General features: G+C 39.0%; 15 protein-coding genes, 5 tRNA genes and 4 pseudogenes. 8 read left to right on the top strand and 16 right to left on the bottom strand.

Going from position 1 to position 18,820, the window contains the following annotated elements; all coding sequences use genetic code 11:
- Positions 1 to 331 precede the first annotated feature (331 nt).
- The 10 genes and pseudogenes from JCM21531_RS24870 to dapF form a co-directional block, all read right to left on the bottom strand.
- Positions 332 to 909: pseudogene (locus JCM21531_RS24870) on the bottom strand (uracil-DNA glycosylase).
- Positions 888 to 1,457, bottom strand: coding sequence for a uracil-DNA glycosylase (locus JCM21531_RS11550; RefSeq protein WP_038290046.1), 570 nt, complete (start codon positions 1,455 to 1,457; stop codon positions 888 to 890). Before JCM21531_RS11550 ends, JCM21531_RS24870 begins: the two are co-directional and overlap by 22 nt.
- A gap of 5 nt (positions 1,458 to 1,462) precedes the next feature.
- Positions 1,463 to 2,094: pseudogene (locus JCM21531_RS11545) on the bottom strand (radical SAM protein).
- 25 nt (positions 2,095 to 2,119) lie between these two features.
- The gene (gene queD / locus JCM21531_RS11540) at positions 2,120 to 2,503 is read right to left on the bottom strand and encodes a 6-carboxytetrahydropterin synthase QueD (RefSeq protein WP_038290043.1); all 384 of its coding nucleotides are present in this window, start codon (positions 2,501 to 2,503) and stop codon (positions 2,120 to 2,122) included.
- 30 nt (positions 2,504 to 2,533) lie between these two features.
- Positions 2,534 to 3,202, bottom strand: a complete 669-nt coding sequence (queC, locus tag JCM21531_RS11535; protein WP_038290040.1) for a 7-cyano-7-deazaguanine synthase QueC — start codon at positions 3,200 to 3,202, stop codon at positions 2,534 to 2,536.
- Positions 3,203 to 3,378: 176 nt separating this feature from the next.
- The gene (locus JCM21531_RS11530; protein WP_038290037.1) at positions 3,379 to 4,155 is read right to left on the bottom strand and encodes an acyl-CoA dehydratase activase; all 777 of its coding nucleotides are present in this window, start codon (positions 4,153 to 4,155) and stop codon (positions 3,379 to 3,381) included.
- A 38-nt stretch (positions 4,156 to 4,193) separates the two neighbouring features.
- Positions 4,194 to 5,178 (bottom strand): annotated as a pseudogene (locus JCM21531_RS11525) (2-hydroxyacyl-CoA dehydratase family protein).
- A 146-nt stretch (positions 5,179 to 5,324) separates the two neighbouring features.
- Positions 5,325 to 6,257, bottom strand: a complete 933-nt coding sequence (locus JCM21531_RS11520; RefSeq protein WP_038290034.1) for an LCP family protein — start codon at positions 6,255 to 6,257, stop codon at positions 5,325 to 5,327.
- 111 nt (positions 6,258 to 6,368) lie between these two features.
- Positions 6,369 to 7,601 (bottom strand): LL-diaminopimelate aminotransferase, encoded by a 1,233-nt coding sequence (locus JCM21531_RS11515; protein WP_038290052.1) that lies wholly within the window; start codon positions 7,599 to 7,601, stop codon positions 6,369 to 6,371.
- Between the two features lie 82 nt (positions 7,602 to 7,683).
- Entirely contained in the window at positions 7,684 to 8,526 is an 843-nt protein-coding gene (gene dapF / locus JCM21531_RS11510; protein WP_038290031.1) for a diaminopimelate epimerase, read from the bottom strand.
- A gap of 188 nt (positions 8,527 to 8,714) precedes the next feature.
- Here dapF and JCM21531_RS11505 point away from each other — a divergent pair, with 188 nt between their 5' ends.
- From JCM21531_RS11505 to JCM21531_RS11475, 8 genes and pseudogenes are all read left to right on the top strand, one after another.
- A complete protein-coding gene (locus JCM21531_RS11505) occupies positions 8,715 to 9,413 on the top strand; it encodes a glycosyltransferase family 2 protein (RefSeq protein ID WP_038290028.1) in 699 nt (232 codons plus the stop codon).
- A gap of 13 nt (positions 9,414 to 9,426) precedes the next feature.
- Positions 9,427 to 9,687 (top strand): DUF2304 domain-containing protein, encoded by a 261-nt coding sequence (locus JCM21531_RS11500; RefSeq protein ID WP_243467571.1) that lies wholly within the window; start codon positions 9,427 to 9,429, stop codon positions 9,685 to 9,687.
- Between the two features lie 265 nt (positions 9,688 to 9,952).
- Positions 9,953 to 10,399 carry a GtrA family protein gene (locus JCM21531_RS11495; RefSeq protein WP_038290025.1) on the top strand — a complete coding sequence of 149 codons (447 nt, stop codon included), beginning with the start codon at positions 9,953 to 9,955 and terminating at the stop codon, positions 10,397 to 10,399.
- Between the two features lie 9 nt (positions 10,400 to 10,408).
- A complete protein-coding gene (locus JCM21531_RS11490) occupies positions 10,409 to 11,374 on the top strand; it encodes a glycosyltransferase family 2 protein (RefSeq protein WP_038290022.1) in 966 nt (321 codons plus the stop codon).
- An 82-nt stretch (positions 11,375 to 11,456) separates the two neighbouring features.
- Positions 11,457 to 12,296, top strand: coding sequence for a carbohydrate binding domain-containing protein (locus JCM21531_RS11485; protein WP_038290019.1), 840 nt, complete (start codon positions 11,457 to 11,459; stop codon positions 12,294 to 12,296).
- Positions 12,297 to 12,494: 198 nt separating this feature from the next.
- Positions 12,495 to 13,628: a hypothetical protein gene (locus JCM21531_RS21985; RefSeq protein WP_243467569.1), complete on the top strand. Its 1,134-nt coding sequence runs from the start codon at positions 12,495 to 12,497 to the stop codon at positions 13,626 to 13,628.
- An 86-nt stretch (positions 13,629 to 13,714) separates the two neighbouring features.
- Entirely contained in the window at positions 13,715 to 15,400 is a 1,686-nt protein-coding gene (locus JCM21531_RS21980; protein ID WP_243467568.1) for a phospholipid carrier-dependent glycosyltransferase, read from the top strand.
- Between the two features lie 23 nt (positions 15,401 to 15,423).
- Positions 15,424 to 16,400, top strand: a pseudogene (locus JCM21531_RS11475) (glycosyltransferase family 2 protein).
- 143 nt (positions 16,401 to 16,543) lie between these two features.
- On the opposite strand, the gene JCM21531_RS11470 reads toward JCM21531_RS11475, so the two are convergent.
- From JCM21531_RS11470 to JCM21531_RS11445, 6 genes are all read right to left on the bottom strand, one after another.
- Positions 16,544 to 16,628 (bottom strand) — tRNA-Tyr (locus JCM21531_RS11470).
- 3 nt (positions 16,629 to 16,631) lie between these two features.
- Positions 16,632 to 16,707 (bottom strand) — tRNA-Thr (locus tag JCM21531_RS11465).
- Positions 16,708 to 16,724: 17 nt separating this feature from the next.
- A tRNA-Asp gene (locus tag JCM21531_RS11460) sits at positions 16,725 to 16,801 on the bottom strand.
- A gap of 77 nt (positions 16,802 to 16,878) precedes the next feature.
- Positions 16,879 to 16,953, bottom strand: a tRNA-Glu gene (locus JCM21531_RS11455).
- 190 nt (positions 16,954 to 17,143) lie between these two features.
- Positions 17,144 to 17,219: transfer RNA gene (locus tag JCM21531_RS11450), tRNA-Lys, on the bottom strand.
- A gap of 290 nt (positions 17,220 to 17,509) precedes the next feature.
- A complete protein-coding gene (locus JCM21531_RS11445) occupies positions 17,510 to 18,781 on the bottom strand; it encodes an adenylosuccinate synthase (protein WP_038290017.1) in 1,272 nt (423 codons plus the stop codon).
- Positions 18,782 to 18,820: the final 39 nt, after the last annotated feature.

Raw genomic sequence — 18,820 nt, 5'->3', positions numbered from 1 at the left:
TTTCGCGCTTTGTTCTCAGCGCGACTTTTATATGTTATCATGCTGTCTTCATTTTGTCAATACTTTTTTTTCAGGTATTTTTTTCATTTTTCCGTTCCTTCTCGACTCTATTTGTCTCAAAGTCACCGGCCGTGACAGCTTTTAAATTATAACATCGAAAATATAATAAAGTCAAGGGGTTATTTTTCGCCAAAAAGCAAGCTATAACCCTAAATATTACCCTAGAATTTATTTTATCCTATCAATTAATAAATAATACGCTTTTTTTCTCAATATTTTTTCCCATTCCACATTCTTTGACTATATTTTTTAAATAAAGGCTGAATCTATACTAACCGATTAACAGCTTCAGCTTGTTTAAATCTTCATCATAAATCTCTTTTAGCTTTGCATTGTATATAATACTTGCAGGATGATAGAGAGGAAACAGGCTAAACTCCGCTCTCAAAACCTTAACCCTGCTCAAAGTTCCGTGAACTTGACCAATGCTGATGCTAAAGTCTCCTTGCACCGACCTTAAAGGTACATTTCCTAATGTGACTATATATTCGGGATTAATAATCTCAATTTCCTTTAATAAATAATCTCTGTTTTCAAGAATCTCATTTTTAGTCGCAGGTCTGTTTGAAACCCTTCCCGTCTCGGATTTACCTTTGAGAGCCTATATTTTATCGCATTGGTTATATATATATCCTCTCTCTTAAGTCCTAACTTGTCCAAAAATTCCGCAAGGTTTTTTCCTGCAGCTCCTACAAAGGGCTTTGAATTCAAAACTTCATCTTTACCCGGTGCTTCTCCTATCAATACCAACTTGGAATCAACACTTCCGTCGCCCAGAACAATTTCTTTCCCCTGGAATTCTTTCTTATATAAATCGTATAAATCTTTTAGCTGATCTGATTTTGACATATACTATCCAACCTCTGTTTAACCTTTTTAAAATCCTCCCACATAAGAACCTTTTTCGATTCATCTCTCAACAAAGCGGCGGGGTGAAATGTAGCTATAATCCAATACCCCTTTCTTTCAATCCATTGACCTCTGATTTGGGTAATCTTTGCATTCCTGTCAATGATGTATTTCATTGCTGTTGCGCCCAAGCATACTATTATACGGGGTTTGACAAGTACCAACTGATTTCTCAAATAGGGCAGACACATTTCAGCTTCCTCGTCAGTAGGAACTCTGTTGCCGGGAGGTCTGCACTTTACAATATTGGCTATATAGTACATGTCCTCTTTTATTCTCATCGCTTTCAGCAATAAGTCCAGAAGCTTTCCTGCCGGCCCAACAAAAGGAAGCCCTTGAAGGTCCTCCTGCTCTCCGGGGCCTTCTCCCACAAGCATAAGGGGCGCGTTTACATTTCCCCGCCCAATTACTATATTGGTTCTTGTCTTGCCCAAACGGCACTTATTACAGTTTGAGCATGCTTTTATCAGTTCATCCCAATTATACATACTATTTATACCCCTGTTTTATCAGGTCCCCAAATCACCTTGTGAAGCTGAACCTGAAATCTTGCATTTAGCCTGTCCTCAAGTATCCATTGGACTACGCGGAATAATCGATTTTTCCATATACCGGAGAAAAGGTTACGGTCCCTTTTTTATGGTACTTTGAAATTATGCTTTTTGCCCACTCATAGTCAGTTCTGTCCCCTACCACAAACTTTATTTCGTCCTGCTCCTTCAGCAAATCAAAATTTTCAAACAGCATTTGTCCGCTGCATCCCGAGGAAGGCACCTTCATGTCCATAACATAAGAATGCCTTGGATTTTTAAGGACAACACTTCCAAGACCGACAGAGCCATTGGTCTCAATAGTCACAGTATAGTCGTCAAGAAGAACCAAAAGCTCCCCCAGCTCTTTTTGCAAAAGGGGTTCTCCCCCCGTAAGGCATACCCTTTTATAATGAAGCTTTTTTATCTCTTCAAATATTTCAGAGGGAGTCATATCCTCTCCTCCGTTATAGGCATATTTTGTGTCACAATAGCTGCATCGAAGATTGCAGCCGGTAAATCGGACAAATACAGTTGGGAAACCCGCGGACATACTTTCTCCCTGAATACTTAAAAATATCTCATTTACTTTCATGTTCTTATCTCCTTTGAAAGCAAGACTACTCCATGTCGTGCTTGTCAATGGTTATATAGCTGGTGGGCGTTTCCCACAGTACCAGCTTCTCCAAGCTGCATTGAGTATTTTGAACCCTTTTTGCAATCTCTTCCCAGAGCCAAAGTCCTATCATTTCACAGGTAGGATTAAAATCAAACACATCATTAAGGTACTTGTGATCTACCTTTTCCAGCACCTCATCTTCTATTATGTCTTCTAAGTCATGGAAATCCATTACCAAACCGTTTTTATCGGGAGTACCTTTTAATGTAACCTCCAATTTGTAGGTATGTCCATGAATATTTCTGCATTTGCCGTTATAGTCCACCAAATGGTGTGCACTATCAAATGTAAACACCTTTGTTATAGCAACTTTCCCAATTTTCATCACTGCAATCCTTTCAAAATTATATTTGAATCAAGTTTTTTCCATATATTCTATGGTATCCACAATTCCGGCCTCTTTAAATCCTTTAAGCCTCAAAACGCAGCTATCGCAGACACCGCATGCTTTTTCTCCGCCCTTGTAGCAGGTTGTAGTCAAATGAAGCGGTGCATTGTTCTCACATGCCAGCTTTATAATCTCTGCTTTAGTAAGGTTTATTAAAGGAGTAATTATTTTGACCGGTTTTCCGTTGACACCGTTCTTTGTTCCCACGTTTATCGCCTTCTGAAAGGCCTCAATAAATTCCGGTCTGCAATCCGGGTAACCGCTGTAATCAACAGCATTAACACCGATAAAAATGGCATCGGCGTCCACCACCTCAGCATATCCCGCTGCATAGCTTAAAAAAATTATATTTCTTGCCGGCACATATGTAACAGGTATACTCGGAAGACCTTTGTAGTCGGGAACATCTATCTCCATGTCTGTCAAAGCGCTTCCCCCTACATTTCCTATCTTCACGATTTTGTGCTCTTTAATCTTAAAATACTTAGCTACCTGTTTGGCACTTTCAAGCTCCCTTCTATTCCTCTGCCCGTAGTCAAAAGACAGGGGATAGACCTCATAGCCCTCTGCCAATGCAACTGACAAACAAGTGGTACTGTCAAGACCGCCGGATAACAATACAACAGCTCTTCTCATAATATCCTCCAATAATATTAGAATATTTACATAACCAATGTAATTTATTAATATAGCAACGTAATACAAGTAATGTAACAAATATAATATAAATAATGTAGCATAAATTGATGCGATTTATATAAGTATACCAGTATATTAATGCTTTTTCAAAAAAATATTCATTAATATATCTATTAACTGCGGTTTATTTTTCTAACCTTGAATGCACAGCAGCCAATGGCACCATTTAGTTGAGGCTTTTCCGGTATAACAACCTTTTTGAAATCAAGTTCGGATTTAATATACTCCAATAATGCCTTATTCTGAGCAACACCGCCGCAGACCACCAGATTTTCATGGGGAAACCTTTCGATTATCGGCTTAATCCTTTTGAAAAGGGAGTAGTTTACTCCTGCAGCCAGCTCTTTGATGCCGTATCCCTCGGATATCTTCCCGATAAGCTCCGATTCACCGAAAACAGCGCAAGTAGAATTAAGCTCCACCGGGTTTTCATGATATCCTACAAGTTTTTCAAGGCCGATGCCGAGAACGTTTGCCATGTTCTCCAAATACCTTCCGCAGGATGCGGCACACTTGTCGTTCAGAATCATATCCGCCATTTTTCCGTTTCTAACCGATATGACCTTGCTGTCCTGTCCCCCTATGTCAAGAAGCGTGAAATTATCAAGCCCGGTCTGCCACACTGCACCGTATGTGTGAGCCTTTAACTCCAGTATCACTGTTGCATTTTCCACATTTACATTGTTTCTCCCGTAGCCGGTGCTCACCACACTGTCAAAGCTCCCTTTATCAAGTTTTTCAAAATCAATGCTGATTTTCTGATTTACATTGGAGCAAAAGTCCCGGTAAAAAGATGCGGTATCATAAACCATGCTCTCTACAAAGTTGCTATCTTCAAAAACAGCCAGTTTAACGGCTCTGCTTCCCAAATCTATTCCCAATACTCTCATAATTCACCTTTTCAAATATAGTTTGCATTTTATAAAACTTACTCATCCAGCATATCAATAAATGCTTCAATGCGAAGCTTCGTCCGCTGATCCAGCTTGCCGGGTCTGTCCCCTTCAAGGGTAAGAACCGGGACATTGAGTTCTTTCCTTATTATAATATCCTCAATACCTCTAAAACAAAATGCCTGGGTATAGTGTATAATACCGTCAATCCTTCTTTTTTCCACTTGAGCAATTATATCTTCAAGTCTGTATCTTATGCTGTACGGATAGGTAAACCTCCTGTACTCTTCCACAATGTCTTCCATACCGATGGAATCTGCCATTGTAAACTGTCTCTGCACCTCATTATATACCACTCTGGCATCAAGAGATTCAACAAATTCGTATATATCTCCATTAATTGGAGGAACTCCCATATAGCCTATTCTTTTACTCTCTGTCCTCGGCTCCCTCTTCTCAATGGAAGAAATCGCATCCTCCAGCTTATGTCCAAAGGTGATATAATCCCCGTTAAAATCACTGCTCGAAACCTGCCATATGTGATTCTCAAACCCGCTGGCCTTATTGTCCTTCCACGTCAATTCATCCAGATAAGAAAGCCTCTGTCTAATCTTGTCCAATTCTTTTTTGACTTCCAAACACTTGTCATAGCTGACACCAAAATGACTGCAAAGCTTGTCAATCTCCTTTTTCAACTGCTCATAACTCCGGGAATTGGGATAGGAGTACTGAAAGCATTGTATTCCTTTAAGCTCCAAAACCTCCACAAGAGCCTTTGCATTAGAGCAGTCCCCCTCAACAACACCTATCAGTTCGTCTATTCCTCCTATGTCAGCAACTGCAGAGTAAATACCTTTATCCACGCACAGGTATTTCTGGGGAACCTGCGTTTTCAGCGACTTCTATCAGCTTTCCGGGATTATCATTGGTTATAAATACATTATTTAAATCAACAGGCTTGTGTCCTGCCGCAAATATTACTTCAACGGGTATACTTGTTGTAAAACCTATATTTTTCAAACCGATAAACACCTCAAATCATTTCTTCTCATAAAATTATAATACATAAATCAATAACTTTAAAGCAGTTATATAATTTATACCCAAACAGGCCCGCAACAAAAATCAGCCTGTTACAGCTGATTTTAACGTCTTATTTTATTCTGTTAATTGTCATAACGGAAATTTTCTTCTATCAACTTTTTTGTTTCCTTCTTATTATATATATAAAACCACTGACTTCCAATATATCTGGAATATCCCGGCAGCGTGTATCCCTCGATTGCAGGAGTTTTTATATTTTTTACATTCTTTATAAAATAACGAATGTCCCCAATCTCAATATTTGTCCTCATGTTCTTTTTCAGGGTATAAAAAATCTCGTCCGCCTTCAGTAAATATTTTAATTTCAGCTTTTGCTTTACAAACTCTTCGATAAATAACTGCTGCATTTTTATCCGTCCAAGATCTCCATCCTCATAACCTTCGCCGGAGTGGTTGCCCTTGCGGTACCTAACAAATTCCTCCGCTTTTTTGCCGTCCAGCACCTGTTTTCCTTTCTTCAGGTGGATATGGAGATTTTGATACGGGTCGTCATAGTCCATGTCAAAAGGCACGTCTATCTCCACACCCCCTAATATATCAACAATCTCTCTAAATCCTTTGAAATTCAGAGTGATGTAGTAATCTATAGGAAGTCCGGTTATTTCCTCTACCATATCAACTACCAATTTTTCTCCGCCTTTTCCTATTAGGGAGTTTATCTTTGTGTACTTGCCGTTGACTCTTACTCTGGTATCCCTGGCAATGGACAATATTTTCATTTTGCTTTCAATAGGGTTGTAGTTTATTAGCGCAATAACATCGGATCTCGTTTCATCATCATCAAGCCCCAAAACAAGTACGTTTATATATGAGATCGTATTCTTCGGCTCTTCTTCGTCAATTTTTCTTTTCACAATCTCTACAAAATTGTATTCGCCGCCAAACTTCGTACCGCTGTATTCCTCTTCTGCAAACAAAAGAGTATATATTCCTTGTATAAATAAAATCAACGAAAAAACTACACATATATAAAGAATACCTTTTCTAAAATTCATATTTCACCTATCTTCAAAAATCCATATATCCTCATAAGAAATAGTATTCTTAGTATATGTGTATAATATTTTTTAATACAATCAATAAAGTTAAAATTTATAGAAATCTTACTAAAGTTTCAAATTTTTAAATCTTTCAATAGCTTCCAGTGTATTCTCTCTGCTGCCAAAAGCCGTCAATCGGAAATATCCTTCTCCGCTTGGCCCGAATCCCGACCCTGGCGTTCCGACAACATTTATTTCTTTGAGCATGATATCAAAGAATTCCCATGAACTTATACCTGTCGGAGTCTTAAGCCAGATATACGGAGCATTTACCCCTCCAAATACGGTAAGACCGGCATCCTCCAGCCCTTCTTTGATTATTTTTGCATTGTCCATATAATAATCTATGGTTTCTCTAATCTGTTTCTGGCCTTCCGGAGTATACACTGCTGCGGCAGCCCGCTGTATGATATAAGGAACACCATTGAATTTTGTTGTCTGTCTTCTGTTCCAAAGACTGTTGAGCTGATGCGCTTCTCCGTTTTTGGTATAGGCTACAACCTTTTTAGGCACAACAGTGTAAGCACATCTTGTTCCGGTAAACCCTGCTGTCTTGGAAAAGCTTCTGAATTCAATTGCTACCTCATCAGCTCCCTCAACCTCATAAATGCTGTGCGGTACATCTTTCTCACGGATAAACGCCTCATATGCCGAATCAAAAAGTATTATTGCACGGTTTTCTTTTGCATAGTCAACCCACTTTTTCAGTTCTTCCTTGGACAAAGTCATTCCCGTTGGGTTATTGGGGAAGCAAAGGTAAATAATATCCACTTTCTCTTTCGGAAGCTCCGGGATAAAGTTGTTCTCTGCAGTACACGGAAGGTAGGTTATTTTCTCAAAGTACCCGTGCTCAAGATATTCTCCGGTTCTTCCTGCCATAACATTGCTGTCTACATAAACAGGATATACAGGGTCGGTAACGGCGATTTTGTTGTCTAAGCCAAATATCTCCTGGAAGTTTCCGGTATCGCTTTTTGCTCCGTCACTTACAAATACCTCGTCTTCATCAAGCTTTATGCCCCGAGGTGCATAGTCGTTTTCAATTATTTTGTCGATCAAAAAGCGATAGCCCTGTTCCGGTCCGTATCCCCTGAAGGTTTCTTCTTTTGCCATTTCTTCCACTGCTTTATGCATAGCATCAATAACCGCCGGCACCAATGGCCTTGTTACATCCCCGATACCCAATCGAATTATTTTTGCATTGGGGTTTTCGTTTTTAAAATTGTTCACTCTTCTTGCAATTTCAGAAAAAAGATAGCTTCCCGGAAGCTTAAGATAGTTTTCATTAATAAAAGCCATAAATAACCTCCATTCTATTTTTATCCTTCCAATGAGCCCAGCCGCAAAATCAGTCACTTTATCAATGAGGCTTATTGAAAGTTTAAACACGGTTCAAATCAATTTCACCTTCAAATATCTTTACAGCCGGCCCTGTCTTATAGACATGATTGTCCTTCTCATTCCATTCCACAATGAGGTCTCCCCCCAAAAGCTTTACAGTTGCCTTCCTTTCGCTGATACCGTTTAATACCGATGCCACCAGTACGGCACAGGCACCGGTTCCGCAGGCCAAAGTCTCTCCCGCTCCTCTTTCCCAAACTCTCATTTTAAGGGTGTTTCTGTCTATTACTTCCACAAACTCTGCATTTATCTTTCTTGGAAAAAGACTGTGAGTCTCCATCTTCGGCCCGATTTGCTCAAGAGGAAAAACATCTACATCATCAATATAAGATACTGCATGGGGATTTCCCATTGATACGCATGTAACCCTAAATTCTCTTCCGTCTACCTCCACAGGCTCTGACTTGAAAATTTCCTTGCCGCTTGACACAGGTATGTTCTCAGGCTTCAATATAGGCTCTCCCATATCAACTTTTACAAGTTTCACTTCATTATCCTGCATAAACAATTCAAGAACTTTTATTCCTGCCAATGTCTCTATCGTTACAACATTTTTATTTGTCATTTTGTTGTCATACACGTATTTTCCCACACATCTTATCGCATTTCCGCACATTTCGGCTTCAGAACCGTCGGAATTAAACATTCTCATTCTAAAGTCCGCATTCTCCGAGGGCATTATCAGCACAAGGCCGTCGGAACCAATGCCAAAATGCCTGTCACTGACTCTTTTTGCAACTTCTGAAGGATTTTCGACAATCTCTTCAAAGCAGTTTACATATATATAGTCGTTCCCCAGCCCGTGCATTTTAGTGAACTTCATTTTTGCAACCTCCCAAATAAAAACTTGCATTTTTCTTTGTACTCATTATAACACACATTTCTCATATGGCAATATGAAAAAAAGAATTTTGTGCATTTAATATTGTTTTTGAAGCAAAATATAAATATACTCATGCACAATATGCATTTATTGTGATATATATAATTTATTGATAAAGGAGCGGATAAATGAAAATTCTCGTTATAATCCCTGCATACAACGAAGAAGCTACAATAAAAAACGTTATCCAAAGGATAAGCCTTAAAATGCCTCAAACTGATATCCTTGTGGTAAATGACGGTTCAAAAGATAATACATCTTTGGAAGCAAAAAGGGCCGGTGCCAAGGTAATAGACCTTCCCTATAACCTCGGAATAGGAGGTGCAATGCAGACCGGATACATATATGCCAAAGAAAACAATTATGACATCGCTGTTCAGGTTGACGGGGACGGGCAACACGATCCTTCCTATATAAAGGACTTGATAAAACCCATTCTTAGCGGTTCGGCGGATGTAGTTGTCGGATCCCGGTACATCAGCAGAACCAATTACAAATCATCGGTATTTAGAAGAATGGGAATGATTTTTTTCTCATTTTTGGTAAGCACACTGACAAACCAAAAATTCAAGGATACAACTTCGGGCTTTCGGGCTGTAAACAGAGATGTAATAAATTATTTTTCCAACTGTTATCCTGTAGATTATCCTGAAGTTGATGTCTTGCTCAGACTCAAAAAAAGGAATTTCAGGATTGCAGAACTTCCGGTTGAAATGCATGAGCGCCAGGGAGGCAAATCCTCTATCACCATTTTTCGTTCACTATATTACATGTTGAAGGTAAGTCTTGCCCTTATTATTGGTACATTAAGATCTTCCGAGGAATAAAGAGGTGAATCGAATGGTTATAAATGTGTATTCCTTATCAATAATATTTAGTGTGTTCTTTTTATTGCTTGTCATCGAACTGGTAAGAAAAAACAAGCTTCAGGAACGCTACAGCCTGCTATGGATTCTAATGAGCATTATTCTCCTTGTATTATCCAGTACTCCGGTTATTATTGAAACCGTTTCCAGATGGCTTGATATAAAGAATCCTCCATCCCTATTATTTTTGTTTGGCCTTGGGTATTTGATTTTATACAATCTCGGTACACAGTGACCGTGTCAAGGCAGTCGGAAAGAATAACCCGCCTCACCCAAGAGCTTGCTCTTCTCAGGCAAAAATCACTGACAGTGACTCATAAAATAAAAATTGCTTATTACCCATAATACTGCTATAATATAGACATATACTTCTATATTTTTTGTTTTTAGGAGTTTGATATAATTATTTTGGAATTATTGTTGTGTTTTTGATTATTTTGTCGAAATAATCAAAAACTTTATTTTCGACTTCATAATTATGCCGTTACCTTGGAGGATATATGTTTGCAGGAGCATTTGTTGATAAGGTGAAAAAAAACGAATTTTTTGGAGATTTCTTTACAGAAAAGTCTGTAACACAGTTTAAAAAATATCTCATTACAGGTTTCACATATTTGGGCATAGAATGGGCTTCGTTTGTGTTATTGTCAGAGGTAATAAGACTTGATGACCGCATTGCAAATGTAATTGTCTACTATATTCTAATTTTTTGGATCGTTTTCCTCGCAAGCAAATTCTGGTCGTTTCAATCTAAAAGCAACACCGGTACTCAGCTATTTTACTATATGCTTCTCTTTATATTCAATCTAACCGTCGGCAACATTGGTATATGGTATGTTTTAACGCGCATAATTAAAATCCCCGGCCCCATTGCCAAACCGATGCTCCAAGGAGTTTTAACATCTTGGAACTTTATTGTTTATAAAAAAGTCATATATAAAACATAGGAGATAATTATGAGTACATATTTAATTTCAGTTGCTATTCCGGTATATAATGAGGCAAAGCAAATTTATAAAAACATAAACATAATCCACAAAATTCTGACTGAAAGCAATATTAATCATGAATTCATCCTAGTAGATGACGGTTCCCGGGACAATACCTGGGAAGAGCTTGAAAGGCTGTCTTCCGATCTTCCGAATGTAATAGCCATAAAACTTAGCAGGAATTTCGGCAAGGAAGCCGCTCTTTGCGCAGCCTTGGAAGCTGCTCATGGTGATGCCTGTGTGGTTATGGATTCCGACCTTCAGCATCCTCCGGAACTCATCCCCCAGATGGTGCGCCTGTGGAAAGAAGAAGGCTATGATGTTGTAGAGGGGGTGAAATCTTCAAGGGGTAAAGAGAGTGTCGTAAACAAAGTTGGAGCACACTTATTCTATTCAATATTAAAGAATCTTTCTGGCTTTAATTTAGACGGTGCATCCGATTTCAAACTCCTTGACTCCAAAGTAGTAGCCTCGTGGAACACCATGCAGGAGCGCAATACTTTCTTTAGAGGTATGTCCGCCTGGCTGGGATACAAAAGGACAACCATTTCCTTTGAAGTGGTAGAAAGAAAAGAGGGAAAATCAAAATGGTCAACTATAAAACTTTTCAAACTTGCCATAAATGCAATAACATCCTTTTCTTCGCTTCCGCTTCATCTGGTCACACTAATGGGAATGTTTTTTCTCTTCGGTTCTTTAATACTGGGTATTTATACCTTGTATATGAAGTTCAGAGGTATTGCCGTAAGCGGTTTTACTACTGTTATTCTTCTGCTTCTTATAATCGGCAGTACATTAATGATAAGCCTTGGCATTATAGGAACTTACATTGCAAAAATATTTGACGAGGTTAAGTTCCGTCCAAGATATATAATAAGTGAAAAGGTGGCAAGTAAAAATTCGGAACGTAAAAACATTGGCGCAAACAGTTGATGTTAGTGTTTTCGAATAAATATATAACTTCGTTTCTATTATTGAGTTATTAATATACTTTTATTTTTGGAGGTAGATGAAAGTGTTTAAAAAATTAATTGTATTTCTCATTACAGCAGCTTTATTACTAACTATTGCAGTTGCTTCCTATGCTCAAGTTATTAACTATATCTTTAACGGTTCTTTTGAACAGTTGATAGACGGTTCACCTGCAAACTGGGTTACGCATTCTTACGACAAGTCATCCGACGCAGCAGTTTTTAAAGTTGAAACCGATAACCCTCAATTGGGAGAAAAGTATGCTACCATTACCAACAATGTACCAAATGACAGCAGATATATCCAAACTGTCCTGGTTGAAGAAAACAAAAAGTACAAATTATCCTGTTACATAAAAACCGAAAATGTCAGTGAGGAAGGCAACGGCGCAAATCTTTCAATAGCCGGTCAACAGGTAACATCAAAAAAAATCAAAGGAACAACCGATGATTGGGAATATGTCGAATTGTATACGGTTATTGAGAGCGGCATGGAAACAATGAAAGTTACTGTAGGTGTTGGCGGATACGGTGCACTCAGCACTGGTAAAGCGTCCTTTGACAATGTATTGATGGAAGAGGTTGAAACAATACCCGAAGGCGCACCTTGTGCTATAATAAAGCCTACGGAAAATGAGAGCAAAGATAATAAAGATAATAATTCCGATAATAGCAGCAACAACTCTTCATCAAAAAAAGACGAAAGCAAAACCGAATTAGGCAAGGTTGTCTGGGTGGTATTGATTCTTGCAGCTATTGTTGTGGGTGTTGCTGTTTTCAACACTTATAAATCAGCGAATAATCCTTCCGGCAACAGCGGTAATGCTTCAAACAAAATTGACAGCAATAAATCTTCCGACATCAAGGATGACAACGATAATTAATGTGAAGGTAAATAGAGGACAAAACTTTTATTCTAAAAGTATCAGAAAGGCGGCAGGTATAATTCAAAACTAACCGGCAAGGATGAAGTGACATCGTTTATAACATAAATGCAAAAGCCTGATTTTCAGCCTTTCTGCATTTATGTTTAAATATTTTATCATTATTTATATTTATGAATTTGTGGGGGTGCTTACAAAGTGTCGAAAAAACTATTAAAGATCTGCTTTGTACTATTAATCTCGATGCAGTTTATTTTTTCCTCTTCAGTATTTGCACAAGGTGAGAATCTTGTTAGAAACCCGGGATTTGAGGAAGGAACTACAGAAAGTTTGCATTTCTGGCAGACTGACTGTTGGGAAAAATCTGCCGGAACAACCGAATTTTTTATTGATGAAACCGAGTATCACTCGGGCAGCAAAAGTGCATGCATTATCAACAACAAAGAAAATGATTCCAGGTATAAGCAGCCAATTAAGGTAAAGGGAAATACATATTACAGAATGTCCTGTTGGGTAAAAACAGAAAATGTCGGAACCGAGACCAAAGGTGCCAACATTTCTATTGACGGCAGCCTGGAAACTTCAAGAGATATTTCTGAAACAAGCAATGGCTGGGAATACGTTGAGTTATACGGAAAGACCAGCCCAAATCAAGAAACCTTTGTTCTTACCATAGGTCTTGGAGGATACGGCAACATTAATACCGGTAAAATCTGGATTGACGATGTTGAAGTTGTCGAACTCGATAGTCTTCCTCCCGGTAAAACAGCAGTTAACATGGATCCGAGCTATAGCGGAGGAGATAATCAGAATACATCCGAAAACAACGGCAGTAAAGGACTTTTGATGCTGGGAGCAGTAATATTCTTTATTCTCTTCCTTTGCATTATATTTATCACATTGTTTAAAGACAAGATACCCGCTCTTAATGCAAAATCAAATGCAAAAACAAATGAAAGCAAGTCCGCAACTCAAAATATTAATAACGATGATGAGAAATGGATAAAAGTCAAATTTGACAAAACCGATTTTGCAATAATGGGTGTTATGACCCTCATTTATCTGGTTATTGCGTTGTACAACCTTGGAGATTTTAAAGTTCCCACTACTTCATGGGAGCCAACCCTCCCCGGCGAGTACTTTACCATAGACCTTGGTAAAGAGACCACTCTATCAAGAATATATTATTACAGTGGACTTGGCAGCACCAAATACAATCCTCATTCCAAACTAAGAGTTGAATATCTTGACGAAAATCAAACTTCAAACATCTTGCAACTATCGAGAAGAAAAATATATTCATATGGGAATTTCTCGACACAGCACCGGTAACCACCAAGCAGCTTAAGTTTATTGTAGATTCTACAGGAGGTGCGTTCAACGAAATAGCCATAGTTGAGCAAGGAAGCACAGTGCCTGTGGAAAACATCAAAATTATTGACAGTGTATTGGAAGATGAAAGCAAGGCTACAATAGACAATCTTTTTGACGAACCGGACAAGTTTGCATTTAAGCCTTCTTACATGAACGGAATGTACTTTGATGAAATTTATCATGCGAGAACAGCCTTTGAACATATTCACAGAATGTCCCCGTATGAAATAACCCACCCGCCTCTCGGAAAGATTTTCATAGCATTGGGTATCCTTGTATTCGGAATGGTGCCTTTTGGCTGGAGAATAGTAGGTACTCTGTTTGGTGTTGCAATGGTACCTGCAATGTATATCTTTGGCAAGAAAGTCTTTAAAGGCAGATTTTACGCCTTCTGTACCGCATTTTTGATGATGTTTGACTTTATGCACTTCAGTCAAACACGAATAGCAACTATAGACAGCTACGTTACTTTATTTGTTATATTCATGTACTACTACATGTATGACTACTTTATTAATAAGTCCTACAATACCACCCTCAAAGAGTCTTTAAAGCCTTTGTTCTTAAGCGGACTCTTCTTCGGTCTCGGTGCAGCCAGCAAGTGGATTGCGATATACGGAGCTGCCGGACTTGCTCTTCTGTTCTTTATAAACAAGGCAACAGAGTTTGTTGAATATAACAAGCTGACAACTGCAAATACAAAGAAGAAACCTCTGTGGATTAGTGATTATCCTTCGAACTTAGCCATTACACTAGGGGCATGCGTTTTATTCTTTGTTGTGATTCCTCTGGTAATTTACATTATGTCATATATTCCTTATATGATGGTTCCGGGAGAAAACAACGGAATCTCCATATTCTACGAAAACTCAAAATATATGCTCAATTATCACTCAGGATTGGAAGCAGAACATCCGTACCAGTCTGCATGGTGGGAATGGCCTATAATCGCCAAACCTATGGCGTTTTACTTTGGAAGCAACCTTGCGCCAGGCATGACTTCAAAAATATTTACAATGGGAAATCCTGCAGTATGGTGGGTTGGACTTTTGGCATTAGCAATTGTCACCATATGGGCACTTTCAAAACTCAACAAAAACCTTGTTGTACTGTTTGCTTTGGGAGCAGTAACCTTTGGATACATTGCATTGCCGAAAAACTTCTTTACAACCCTCTTTAACTCAGGAAGTGCCGAATTATGGTGGGCAGTAATTTTCTTTGGAATTATTGCAATCATGCTGGCACTGTCAAGGCTGGATACGAACATTTTGATTACCAGCATCGCCTCCTCGGCTGCTTTCGGTACGATACTTTATCTCTTTAAAGACGTCGAAAGAGGAAATGAATATTTAAAGAGCGACAGTACTCAGGCAATTATATGGGCCTGTCTGTTTATATGCATATCCCTGCTGTTTATAGGTATGTATAAGTATGACAAGAAAATGCTGGTACCTTTGGCCGGACTCATATTCCAGTACGTACCGTGGATTGCCGTTCCCAGAATTGCATTCATATATCACTATTTCTCCATAGTTCCGTTTTTAATACTGATAATTGTTTATGTTATCAAGAAAGCTGCCGATAAATATAGTGGCATGAAATATTTTGCATGTATTTATTTAGGAATAGTATTGGCACTGTTTATACTCTTCTATCCTGGATTGTCAGGACTGGAAGTTCCGACATCTTACATGAAATACCTTAAATGGTTTGATTCATGGTATTTCTAAATAATTAAATTGGAGGCAAAGAAATGTCAGAAAAAATTGTTTGTTCAGTTGTTGTACCTCTTTATAATGAGGAAGAAGTAATTCTTGAAACATATAAAAGGCTGAAAAACGTTATGGAGTCGTTAAAGGAGCCTTATGAAATAATATTTGTAAACGATGGCAGCAGAGATAAAACAGCCATTATGGCCAATGAAATATGCAACAAAGATAAAACGGTAAAGCTGGTGGATTTCGCAAGAAACTTTGGCCATCAAACCGCAATAACTGCCGGAATGGATTATTCCGAAGGTGAAGCTATAGTCGTTATCGATGCCGACCTTCAGGACCTCCGGAACTTATTCCTGAAATGATTGCAAAGTGGCGTGAAGGTTATGACGTTGTGTACGGGAAAAGAAAGGAAAGAAAGGGAGAAACCTTTTTTAAGAAGTTTACAGCAAAAGTATTTTATCGCTTCCTAAGAAGAATGACCGATGTGGACATTCCCGTCGATACCGGCGACTTCAGACTTATCGACCGGAAGGTCTGTGAGGCTCTCAAGATGGTTAATGAGCGCAACAGATATATTCGCGGTATAATAAGCTGGCTTGGCTTTAAACAGACAGGTATTGAGTTTACAAGGGAAAAACGCTTTGCCGGTGAGACAAAGTATCCATTGAAGAAGATGCTGAAGTTTGCTTCCGATGCCATCACTTCATTCTCCTACAAGCCTTTAAAGCTGGCATCATACTTCGGTATTCTGCTCTCATTCTGCAGTTTCATATACCTTATTGTAGTTATATGCATGAAGCTCTTTACAAACCATGTACAGCAGGGTTGGGCCTCAACCGTTGCAATCAATCTGTTCTTCCACGGAATTACCCTTATAATTCTCGGTATCATGGGAGAGTACATAGGAAGAATTTATGACGAAGCCAAAGGAAGACCTTTATACATCGTAAGACAAACCAAAAATTTCTCAGAAGACAAGACAGATAAGATAAATATTAGAAAAGGTAATTAAGTAAATTTATAAAATAGCCAATTAATAAAAGCTGAGAGCATTTTCTCAGCTTTTATTTTATTTTATTTCATTCTAAGCTTTTGATATTGTAATTTCAGTTTGGCACAAAAAAGCAAAAGCGAGTATTTTTATACTCGCTTTTCTGGTGGAGGGAGATGGATTCGAACCATCGAAGGCGGAGCCAACAGATTTACAGTCTGCCCCCTTTGGCCACTCGGGAATCCCTCCATATGGAGCTGGTGGACGGAATCGAACCCCCGACCTGCTGATTACAAGTCAGCTGCTCTACCTGCTGAGCTACACCAGCTTATATTAAATTTATAATGGCGACCCGGAAGGGGCTCGAACCCTCGACCTCCAGCGTGACAGGCTGGCATTCTAACCAACTGAACTACCGGGCCATATTCCTTTGACCTGCCTACTGGTCCGCCAGCGATAAATAACTTCTGGCAGACCAGCACCTAATACAGGCTTATAATGGTGACCCATAGGGGACTCGAACCCCTGTTACCGCCGTGAAAGGGCGGTGTCTTAACCGCTTGACCAATGGGCCATGTAACAAATATTTTTTCTTTATTACCGGCTTATTCGCCTGTTGTCAATTTATCTGACAAAGTATATTTTAGCCGGAACCTATCAAAATGTCAAGTATAAAATTTAATTTTTTATTTCCAATTCTGCCTGTTTAGTGGTTTTAAAAGGAATCTTATGACTGCTATGCGTCACAAGCTTCCTTTTTTACCTGGTGAGCCATCCGCGACTCGAACGCGGGACACCATGATTAAAAGTCATGTGCTCTGCCAACTGAGCTAATGGCCCAAAAATCTTTGTGATTCCTGCATCACACAGTTATATATATTACAACAGGTTATATAGTTCTGTCAACTGATTTTTTAAATTTTTTTTATATTTTTTATAACTTTTTTCGAGATGCTATTCTTTCAGCCGCCAGCAGCTCAAAACCGCTCTTAATTATCGTTCACGAGCAGTTTTGAGCGCCTAAAAGCCGCATTAAGACACTTTCTTATGATACTTAAAGTTAGAAGTCAATTTTTCAATACAGTTTACTTACGGCTTGCAAAACACCTAACTTGAAGTTTTAATTTTCATTAGACGACGATAGTCTGCTCCCTTTCTTTCCCTACGCCAATCAGCTTTATTTTAACTCCAACAACCTCTTCTATTCTGCGCAAGTACTTTTTCGCATTATCCGGAAGGTTATCAAAGGATTTAACATTTGATATGTCTTCATCCCAACCGTCAAACTCTTCATATACAGGTTCACATTGGGCAAGCTCCTTCAGGCTGGATGGAAAATTGCGCGTCTGCTGTCCATTCTTCTTATATGCAACACAAAGCTTGATTTTCGGTAACTTGCCTATTGTATCAACATGGTTTATTGCCAGTGCAGTAAGCCCATTTACTCTGGCAGCATACTTTATCATAACAAGGTCCAGCCAACCGCAACGTCTTGGTCTTCCTGTGGTTGTACCATATTCCCAACCAAGTTCTCTTATCTTGTCCCCTATCTCGTTGTCCTGCTCCGTAGGGAATGGTCCTGCGCCGACTCTTGAAGTATAAGCTTTCAAAACCCCGTATACATCATTGATAAAGACAGGTCCAACTCCTGCACCTGTGCAGACTCCGCCTGCCACAGGGTTGGAAGAAGTAACAAACGGATAAGTCCCGAAATCAAGGTCTAAAAATGTTGCCTGAGCTCCTTCAAACAATATATTCTTATCCTGTTCTATAGCCTCAAATATAATGCTGTTTACATCTGAGACATATTCCTTAAGCTTTCTCCCATACTCAAGGTATTCGGATATAACCTGTTCCTCATCCAGCTTTTGCCCGCCATATACCTTTTCAATTATGAGGTTTTTTACCTTTAAGTTCTCTTTTACCTTACCGATAAATACCTCTTCATCAATAAGGTCACACATTCTGATTCCCGATCTTTCCGTCTTATCAGAGTAGCACGGGCCAATGCCTCTTTTGGTTGTTCCAATTGAGTTGTTACCTCTGAACTTCTCCTGAAGCTCATCCAGCAGTCTGTGATAGGGCATGATAACATGAGCTCTGTCACTCACTAAAAGCCTGCTGGTGCTTATTCCTTTCTCATTAAGCTCCTTAATCTCTTTTAACAAAACTGCCGGATCAACTACTACTCCATTGCCTATAATACATGTCTTGCCTTCATTCAGTATGCCCGACGGTATAAGATGCAATGCATATTTAACACCATTGGCCACTATTGTATGTCCGGCATTATTTCCGCCTGAAAACCGTACCACTAAATCCGAGTCCTTAGCCAGCATATCAATATACTTGCCTTTTCCTTCGTCTCCCCATTGGGTACCTACTACAACTCTGGTAGCCATTCTAATATTCCCCCCTATTCCAGAAGTCAGACCATAAAC

Source organism: Acetivibrio straminisolvens JCM 21531 (assembly GCF_000521465.1).
Taxonomy (GTDB): Bacteria; Bacillota; Clostridia; order Acetivibrionales; family Acetivibrionaceae; genus Hungateiclostridium; species Hungateiclostridium straminisolvens.
Note: the sequence above shows the minus strand (reverse complement) of the source record. Positions and strands in the feature narration are given on the sequence as shown.